The 8,400-nt window shown below is 66.2% G+C and carries 10 protein-coding genes and 2 tRNA genes; 9 read left to right on the top strand and 3 right to left on the bottom strand.

The genetic code is table 11. The features are described 5' to 3' along the window. Positions 1-341: hypothetical protein (locus P3W85_RS41805; protein ID WP_276269130.1), on the top strand; the 341-nt coding region annotated here is incomplete at its 5' end. Positions 342-428: 87 nt separating this feature from the next. After that, on the top strand, positions 429-827 hold the full coding sequence (locus tag P3W85_RS41800; RefSeq protein ID WP_276269128.1) for an acyl-CoA thioesterase: 399 nt from the start codon (positions 429-431) through the stop codon (positions 825-827). Between the two features lie 29 nt (positions 828-856). Here the strand turns inward: P3W85_RS41800 and P3W85_RS41795 are convergent, their stop codons facing one another. Then, positions 857-1,402, bottom strand: coding sequence for a PAS and helix-turn-helix domain-containing protein (locus tag P3W85_RS41795; protein WP_035811227.1), 546 nt, complete (start codon positions 1,400-1,402; stop codon positions 857-859). A gap of 174 nt (positions 1,403-1,576) precedes the next feature. On the opposite strand from P3W85_RS41795, the gene P3W85_RS41790 reads away from it, so the two are divergent. Together P3W85_RS41790 and P3W85_RS41785 are read left to right on the top strand one after the other, a co-directional pair. Further along, positions 1,577-2,278 carry a CoA transferase subunit A gene (locus tag P3W85_RS41790; protein ID WP_017226582.1) on the top strand — a complete coding sequence of 234 codons (702 nt, stop codon included), beginning with the start codon at positions 1,577-1,579 and terminating at the stop codon, positions 2,276-2,278. Positions 2,279-2,289: 11 nt separating this feature from the next. Then, positions 2,290-2,928, top strand: coding sequence for a CoA transferase subunit B (locus P3W85_RS41785; RefSeq protein WP_035811212.1), 639 nt, complete (start codon positions 2,290-2,292; stop codon positions 2,926-2,928). 117 nt (positions 2,929-3,045) lie between these two features. Here the strand turns inward: P3W85_RS41785 and P3W85_RS41780 are convergent, their stop codons facing one another. Next, the gene (locus P3W85_RS41780; RefSeq protein WP_035811223.1) at positions 3,046-3,519 is read right to left on the bottom strand and encodes a DUF411 domain-containing protein; all 474 of its coding nucleotides are present in this window, start codon (positions 3,517-3,519) and stop codon (positions 3,046-3,048) included. 62 nt (positions 3,520-3,581) lie between these two features. Beyond that, positions 3,582-4,358, bottom strand: a complete 777-nt coding sequence (locus P3W85_RS41775) for a 3-hydroxybutyrate dehydrogenase (RefSeq protein WP_276269127.1) — start codon at positions 4,356-4,358, stop codon at positions 3,582-3,584. Positions 4,359-4,568: 210 nt separating this feature from the next. Between P3W85_RS41775 and P3W85_RS41770 the strand changes: the two genes are divergently transcribed. The 5 genes from P3W85_RS41770 (at position 4,569) to P3W85_RS41750 (ending at position 8,382) form a co-directional block, all read left to right on the top strand. Further along, complete coding sequence (locus tag P3W85_RS41770) at positions 4,569-5,453, top strand: alpha/beta fold hydrolase (RefSeq protein WP_276269126.1); 885 nt, start codon at positions 4,569-4,571, stop codon at positions 5,451-5,453. A gap of 62 nt (positions 5,454-5,515) precedes the next feature. Then, positions 5,516-5,878, top strand: coding sequence for a RidA family protein (locus P3W85_RS41765; protein WP_017226577.1), 363 nt, complete (start codon positions 5,516-5,518; stop codon positions 5,876-5,878). 15 nt (positions 5,879-5,893) lie between these two features. Beyond that, positions 5,894-8,116: a RelA/SpoT family protein gene (locus tag P3W85_RS41760; protein ID WP_017226576.1), complete on the top strand. Its 2,223-nt coding sequence runs from the start codon at positions 5,894-5,896 to the stop codon at positions 8,114-8,116. 21 nt (positions 8,117-8,137) lie between these two features. Further along, a tRNA-Val gene (locus P3W85_RS41755) sits at positions 8,138-8,214 on the top strand. Positions 8,215-8,305: 91 nt separating this feature from the next. After that, a tRNA-Val gene (locus tag P3W85_RS41750) sits at positions 8,306-8,382 on the top strand. The last annotated feature ends 18 nt before the right edge of the window (positions 8,383-8,400 follow it).

Genomic DNA, 8,400 nt, shown 5'->3' with positions numbered 1-8,400 from the left:
CGCCGGTCGCGATGGTGGCGGCTGACGACGCTCGCGGCAAGAGGCCGCCGCGGTCCGGGGATGCCGGCGCCAGGTGGCGCGCGGGCGCCAGGGACGGCTTGTCAGCCAAGCCGGTTCAGCAGGCCTCGCACGCGGTACCGCATCCGCAGCCGCGATCCGCCGGCGTCCGGCTGGCTGCTGCCGTTGCCACTGCTGTTGGCGTGCCTGAGCGTGGCGGGATCGGCGAGGCGCCGGTATCCGAGTTCCCTGATGCTGCCTACCTGCGCCCGAGCGCGGTGGCCTACCTGCCGCCCGATGCCCGCATCGAATTGCTTGCCCACGTCCGCCTGACCGGCGATTAACCGGCAGGCGCCGTCTCGCCGGGGGCCAGGCCGAACCGTCGTATCCGCCGATGGAAGCCGCGTGCCGGCGGTGGTAGGCTAGCGGGCATGAAACCCGTATTCACTCTTCTCATGCCCATCCGTTGGGGCGACATGGACGCCATGGGCCATGTCAACAACACGGTCTACTTCCGCTACCTGGAGCAGGCGCGCATTTCCTGGTTCGAGTCGCTCGGCCATGGCGGGAAGGATGCCGACGGCTGTGGCCCGGTCATCATCAATGCGAACATGACGTTCATCAGGCAGTTGCGCTATCCCGGGGATATCGAGATCCGCATGTATGCCGGCGAGCCGGGCCGCACCAGCTTCGAGACCCGCATGGAGATCCGCCGCACGGACCAGCCCGACGTGGTGTATGCCGAGGGCGGGGCCAAGGTGGTGTGGTGCGACTATGAGGCCGAGAAATCGGTGCCCGTGCCGCCAGCGATCCGCGCACTGATTGAATAGGCCCGGGGCCGCTGGCGAACGCTCGGCAGTCAGTGATTGACCAGGCGCTGCACCAGGTCGACCGAGGTGCTGGCGCCATATTTCTTCATCAGCCGGGCCCGGTAGATATCCACCGTGCGCGGGCTGATCGACAGCAGCTTGCCGATCTGCTTGCTGGTCTTGCCGTCCACCAGTTGCGCGGCGATATCGCGTTCGCGGGCCGTCAGTTCGGCGGTGACGGGACGTTTCTGCGAAAGATCCTCGAAGGTCCAGATGCCGGCGCCCAGGGGTTGCCGGCGGTCCAGCGCGCGTCCGGTGACGTGGCACCAGAACAGTTCGCCGCCGGCGCGCTTCATGATGCGCTCGTCCGAGTAGGTGCCCTTGGCGTTCATGATGGGCACGATACGGGCGCCGGTGCGCTCGAATTCATCGGCGGTGGGGTAGAGTACCTGGAACGACTCGCCGAGCAGGGCCTGCCTGCTGGTGCCGAAGATGCGGCAGAGTTCGTCGTTGCAGTCCTCGATCATCCGCTCGCGCGACAGCACAAGGCCGACGGGGGCGAGCTGGAAGGCGGTCTGGTAGTCGATGGCGGGCATTTGCTTATGTAATTGTACGTATTGGCGCGGGATGCGGCGCTTGCGTATGCTGTCGGACATTCGGCAACCGGGCGATCTCCGCCCGATTGTACCGTTACAATTTCCCTGCGTGGCTCGCCGGCAGCACCTGAAGGCGGGCGCAATGACAGGAAATCACCGAGGAAGGAGCAAAGCATGAACAAGGTCTACGCCAGCGCCGCGGAGGCGCTCGCGGGCGTCGTTCGCGACGGCCAGACGATCGCGGTTGGCGGTTTCGGTCTGTGCGGCATCCCGGAGGCGCTGATCGGCGCCCTGCGCGACAGCGGCGCCAGTCAGCTCACCTGCATCTCGAACAACGCCGGCGTGGACGGCTTCGGGCTCGGCCTGCTGCTCGCCACGCGCCAGATCAGGAAGATGATCTCGTCCTACGTGGGCGAGAACAAGGAGTTCGAGCGCCAGTACCTGGCCGGCGAACTCGAACTGGAATTCACCCCGCAGGGCACGCTGGCCGAGAAGCTGCGCGCGGGCGGCTCGGGCATCCCGGCCTTCTTCACCAAGACCGGCGTGGGCACCATCGTGGCCGAGGGCAAGGAAATCCGTGAGTTCGACGGCCAGCAGTACGTGATGGAGCGTGCGCTGACCGCCGACGTGGCGCTGGTCAAGGCATACAAGGCGGACCGCGCGGGCAACCTGGTGTTTCGCCGCACCGCGCGCAACTTCAACCCGATGTGCGCGATGGCCGGCAAGGTCACCGTGGTCGAGGTCGAGCAGCTGGTCGAGACCGGCACGCTGGATCCGGACGAGATCCATACCCCGGGCATCTTCGTGCAGCGCATCGTGCTGAACGCCAATCCCGAGAAACGCATCGAGCAGCGCACCGTGCGTGCCGCAGGCTAAGGAGAAACATCATGGCATGGACACGTGAGGAAATGGCGGCGCGCGCCGCAAGCGAGCTGCAGGACGGCTTCTATGTGAACCTGGGCATCGGCCTGCCGACGCTGGTGGCCAACCACGTTCCGCAAGGCATGGAAGTCTGGCTGCAATCCGAGAACGGCCTGCTGGGCATCGGCCCGTTCCCGACCGAGGCCGAGGTCGACGCCGACATGATCAATGCCGGCAAGCAGACCGTGACCACGCTGCCGGGCTCGTCGATCTTCTCGTCGGCGGATTCCTTCGCGATGATTCGCGGCGGCCATATCAACCTGGCTATCCTGGGCGCGATGCAGGTCAGCGAGAAGGGCGACCTGGCCAACTGGATGATCCCTGGCAAGATGGTCAAGGGCATGGGCGGCGCGATGGACCTGGTGGCCGGCGTCGGCCGCGTAGTGGTGCTGATGGAGCACACCGCCAAGAAGAAGGACGGCAGCGAGGACATCAAGATCCTGGCATCGTGCGCGCTGCCGCTGACCGGCGTGGGCGTGGTCAACCGCATCATCACGGACCTCGGCGTGATCGACGTCACCGAAGCCGGCCTCAAGCTGGTGGAAACGGCGCCGGGCGTGAGCCGGGAAGAGATCCAGAGCAAGACGGGCGCGCCGCTGCTGTGATGCATGCCGCCGCCGCGCGCGCCCTCGTGGCGGGCGCGGCGCCCCGGCTGAACTGAAAAAGCCCCGCGAGCTTGTGTTCGCGGGGCTTTTCGTTTGGGCCGGCGTTTTGCTTTTCTGTCAGGCGCTGCGCCGGTTGTAGCTGGCGAAGACCGACGCGCCACCGTCCGCACGGATCAGCAGGACGTCGAAGGGGTCCTTGCGCGAGCCCTGTTCCATGCCTGGCGAGCCTACCGGCATGGCCGGTACTGCCAGGCCCACGGCTTTCGGCCTGGCGGCCACCAGCCGCTTGACGTCGGCGGCCGGCACATGCCCCTCGATCGCGTAGCCGGCGATGTGGCCGGTATGGCAGGAGCCAAACCGTTCGGGAATGCCGAAGCGCGCGCGATAGACGCCGGTGTCGTCCACGTTGCGTACGGTGACGGCGAAACCGTTCGTGCGCAGGTGCTCGACCCAGCCCTCGCAACAGCCGCACTGCGGGCTCTTGTACACCGTGATGGCGAGCGGGGCGGCAGCCACGCTGGTGGCGGCGCGCAGGCTCGCGGCGGCGGTGGCGCCCAGGGCCAGGGCGCGTAGAAAGCGACGTCTTTGCACGGTTTGAATGACAGGTTGCGGGGATGGGGCGCTGGCCCGGCGCGCCTTGGTGCCGGCTACGCTCATTGCGCCACCCAGCCGCCGTCCATGTTCCAGGCCACGCCCCGCACCTGCCGGGCGGCGTCGCTGGACAGGAAGACCGCCAGGGCGCCGAGTTCCTCCGGCGTGACGAACTGGCCGGACGGCTGCTTCTCGATCACCAGCTCATGTTTGGCCTGTTCCACCGGGATGCCTTCTTTCTGGGCGCGCGCTTCCACCTGTTTCTGCACCAGCGGGGTCAGCACCCAGCCCGGGCAGATCGCATTGGCGGTCACGCCGGTCTGCGCCGTCTCCAGGGCCGTCACCTTGGTCAAGCCGACGATGCCGTGCTTGGCGGCCACGTAGGCGGATTTCTGCGCCGACGCAACCAGCCCGTGGGCGGAGGCGATATTGATGACGCGGCCCCAGTTCTTGCGCTTCATGCCGGGCAGGGCCAGGCGGGTAGTGTGGAAGGCCGAGGTCAGGTTGATGGCGATGATGGCGTCCCAGCGCTCGGTCGGGAAGTCCTCGATATTGGCCACGTACTGGATGCCGGCGTTGTTGACCAGGATGTCGGCGCCGCCGAACTCGGTCTCGGCATAGCGCATCATGTCCTCGATCTCCGAAGACTTGCTCATGTCGGCGCCGTGGTAGCCCACGCGGATGCCGGGGCCGGCCTGCGCGATCTCGCGCTTGGCGCCCTCGGCGTCGCCGAAGCCGTTGACGATGATGTTGACGCCTTGGGCGGCGAGCGCCTGTGCGATGCCGAGACCGATACCGCTGGTTGAACCCGTGACCAGTGCTGTCTTGCCTGTGAGCATGGATGCCTCCGTCTGGGAGTTTGGACTTTGGAATGGGACTGTCTGAAGATCGCGGCCGGCAGCCTGCGCCATGCGCATGGCGGCGCGAATCCGGATGCTGTGGCATTGTAACTGCCGCAGCGTACAATCGAGCTTTGCCCACTGCGGGCGCTGCTTGCCGGCGGCGCCATATTTGCCACCGTATCGCTACCGTATTGCCAGGGAGTTCAGATGTCAGCCAGTCCGCGCCTCGGCTTCGTCCAGTGCATCAGTCCGGCGGGTCTTCACCGCATGGCGTATCACGAGTGGGGCGACCCCACCAATCCCCGCGTGCTGATGTGCGTGCATGGCCTGACCCGAACCGGCCGCGACTTCGATACCGTTGCCGCTGCGCTGTGCGGGGAGTATCGCGTGGTGTGTCCCGATGTGGTGGGGCGTGGCCGCTCGGACTGGCTCGCCGATCCGCGCCGCTACGTGATGCCGCAGTACGTCTCGGATATGGTCACCCTGGTCGCGCGGCTCAATGTCGAGCAGGTCGACTGGTTCGGCACGTCGATGGGCGGCCTGATCGGCATGGGGCTGGCGGGCTTGCCCAGGACGCCGGTGCGCAAGCTGCTGCTCAATGACGTGGGGCCGCGCATTGCCGCCTCGGCGGTGGAGCGGATCGGCGCCTACCTGGGCCTGCCGGTGCGGTTCAAGACCTTCGAGGAGGGCCTGGCCTACCTGCAGACCATCAGCGCATCCTTTGGCCGTCACACGCCGGAGCAATGGCGCGAGCTCAACGGCGCCATCCTCAAGCCGGTGCAAGGCGCCGAAGGCCTGGAATGGGGCTTGCATTACGATCCGGCCATGGCGGTGCCGTTCCGCGAGACCACGCCCGAGCAGGTGAGCGCCGGCGAGGTGGCGCTGTGGCAGTCGTTCGAGGCCATCCAGGCGCCCACGCTGGTGGTGCGCGGCGCCCAGTCCGATTTGCTGACGCGCGAGACGGTGGCGGAAATGGTGGCGCGCGGGCGCAGCGTGACGTCGGTGGAGGTGCCGGATGTGGGGCATGCCCCTACGTTTATCGATCCCGCGCAGGTGGCCATCGCCAAGCAGTTCTTCCTGGGCGCGGCCTGAGGCTCCGAAGCCGGCCGCGGCCCCGTATCCGATGTTTTTTACCTGATGATCGAAGTCCTGCCATGAGTACCAATGAACTGAAGCGCGCCCATGTGGGCAAGCGCCTGTCCGAATATGCCATCTACAACGGCGTGGTCTACCTTGCCGGCCAGGTGCCCGAGGTCGATCCGGGCGCGGATCTGCGCGGCCAGACCCGCGAGGTGCTGGGCCATATCGAACGCCTGCTGAACGAAGCCGGCAGCGACAAGAGCCGGATTCTTTCGTGCCAGATATTCCTGACGGATGTCGACCAGATCGGCATCATGAACGAAGTCTGGGACGAATGGGTGGTGCAGGGCAATACGCCCCCGCGCGCCACGGTCGAGGCGCGCCTGGCCAACCCCCAATACCTGATCGAAGTGGTGGTGACCGCTGCGCTCAAGTGAGGGTGGTGCAGCGAGATGGTGACGTCGACTGACCTGACGGGGCAGACTGCCGGCACGCCCGATGCCGGTCTGGTGGAGGATGCCCTGGCCTATGTGCGCGAGCGCGGCAGCGAAGCGCTGCTGCCCACGGGCGAAACCGTGCTGTCGCATGCCGAGGGCATGCTGCGCATTCTGGACGGCCTGCGCGTCGACGATGCCGCGCGCGCCGCGACCTGCCTGTTTGCGATGGCGGCCTTCGTGCCGGGCTGCGAGGAGGAGATCGAGCCGCGCTTTGGCGAGGAAGTCGCGAAGCTGGTCAAGGGGGTGCGGCAGTTGCTGCGCATCGGCGCCATCGCCGTGGGCCATAGCGATGCGCCTGAAACCACCAAGGACGAAATCGCCGCGCGGCAGGAGCAGGTGGAAGCGCTGCGCAAGATGCTGCTCGCCTTCGCGCAGGACATCCGCGTGGTGCTGGTGCGGCTGGCCTCGCGCCTGCAGACGCTGCGCTGGCTGGCGCAGGTCAAGGCGCAGCCGCTGCCGGGCGTGGCGCGCGAAACGCTGGAGATCTACGCGCCGCTGGCCAATCGCCTCGGTATCTGGCAGGTGAAGTGGGAGCTGGAGGATCTCGCCTTTCGCTTCGAGCAACCCGATACCTACAAGCGCATCGCGCGCCTGCTCGACGAGAAGCGTATCGAGCGCGAAGGCTATATCGCCAGCGCCATCGCGCGCTTGCAGTCCGAGCTGGAGTCGGCCGGCATCCGCGCCGACGTGACTGGCCGTCCCAAGCATATCTACAGCATCTGGAAGAAGATGCGCGGCAAGGAACTCGACTTTGCCGATCTCTACGATGTGCGGGCCTTCCGCGTGATCGTGGATGACATCAAGGATTGCTACACGGTGCTCGGCATCGTCCACCATATCTGGCAGCCGATCCCGCGCGAGTTCGACGACTATATCTCGCGGCCCAAGGCCAACGGCTACAAGTCGCTGCATACGGTGGTGATCGGTGACGATGGGCGCGCCTTCGAGGTGCAGATCCGCACCCAGGAGATGCATCACTTCGCCGAGTACGGCGTGGCGGCGCACTGGCGCTACAAGGAGGCCGGCAGCAAGGGCTACAGCGGCCAGTTCTCCGCCAGCGAGCGCTACGACGAGAAGATCGCCTGGCTGCGCCAGCTGCTGGCCTGGAAAGACGATGCCGATCATCTGGTCGCGCACGACGAGTCGCCCTGGGAGCAGCTCAAGCATGCCGCCATCGACGACCATATCTATGTGCTGACGCCGCAGGCGCGCGTGGTGGCCTTGCCGCAAGGCGCCACGCCGGTGGACTTTGCCTACTACCTGCATACGGATCTCGGCCATCGCTGCCGGGGCGCGCGCGTGGACGGCACCATGGTGCCGCTGAACACGGCGCTCAAGAACGGCCAGACGGTGGACATCATCGCGGTCAAGCAGGGTGGTCCTTCGCGCGACTGGCTCAATGTGGAGCTGGGCTACCTGGCCAGCCCGCGAGCGCGCGCCAAAGTGCGCGCCTGGTTCAATGCGCTCGATTCGCAGGAGACCATCTCGCAAGGCCGCGCGCTGATCGACAAGACCCTGCAGCGCGAGGGCAAGACCGCGGTCAACCTGGAAGACCTGGCCACGCGCCTTGGCTTCAAGGCGCCGGACGATCTGTTCGCCGCGGTCGCCAAGGATGAATTCAGCCTGCGGCATGTGGAGCAGGCCCTGCGGCATCCCGAGGGCGAGGCCGCGGTGGTGCAGAGCGAGGAAGAGGCCGTCACCAAGAAGAGCCGTGCCACCAGTGTGGCGCGCGGCGCCAAGAGCGGCGTGCTGGTGGTCGGCGTGGATTCGCTGATGACGCAGATGTCGAAGTGCTGCAAGCCGGCGCCGCCGGACGAGATCGTGGGCTTTGTCACGCGCGGGCGCGGCGTCTCGATCCATCGCCGCACCTGCCACACCTTCGGCCAGCTCGCCGCGCGCGCGCCGGAGCGCGTGATCCAGACCGAGTGGGGCAAGAAGAGCGACGCGGTGTATCCGGTGGACATCCATGTGGAGGCCATCGACAGGCAGGGGCTGCTGCGCGATATCTCGGAAGTGCTGTCGCGCGAGAAGATCAATGTCACCGGCGTGAAGACGCTGTCGAGCAAAGGCGTGGCCCGCATGCAGTTCACCGCCGAGGTTTCGGAGGCCACGCAACTGCAGCGCGCGCTGGGTTTGATAGAAGATGTGGTGGGGGTCTTGCAGGCCAAAAGAAAGTGATGCTATACTTTCGTTCTCGCTAGGCTCGTAGCTCAGCTGGTTAGAGCACCACCTTGACATGGTGGGGGTCGTTGGTTCGAGTCCAATCGAGCCTACCAACGAACGGTAGTAAATGTCGCGCCGTGTTGCATCGGTAGTATCGCAATATGGCGCGGCATGCGGTAAAGCGCAGTAAAGCAGCAAGACAATAGGCTCGTAGCTCAGCTGGTTAGAGCACCACCTTGACATGGTGGGGGTCGTTGGTTCGAGTCCAATCGAGCCTACCAACGCATAGCAGTAGGAAG

Source organism: Cupriavidus basilensis (genome assembly GCF_029335485.1).
Lineage (GTDB): Bacteria > Pseudomonadota > Gammaproteobacteria > Burkholderiales > Burkholderiaceae > Cupriavidus > Cupriavidus basilensis_E.
This window is presented reverse-complemented; position numbering and strand designations above follow the sequence as displayed.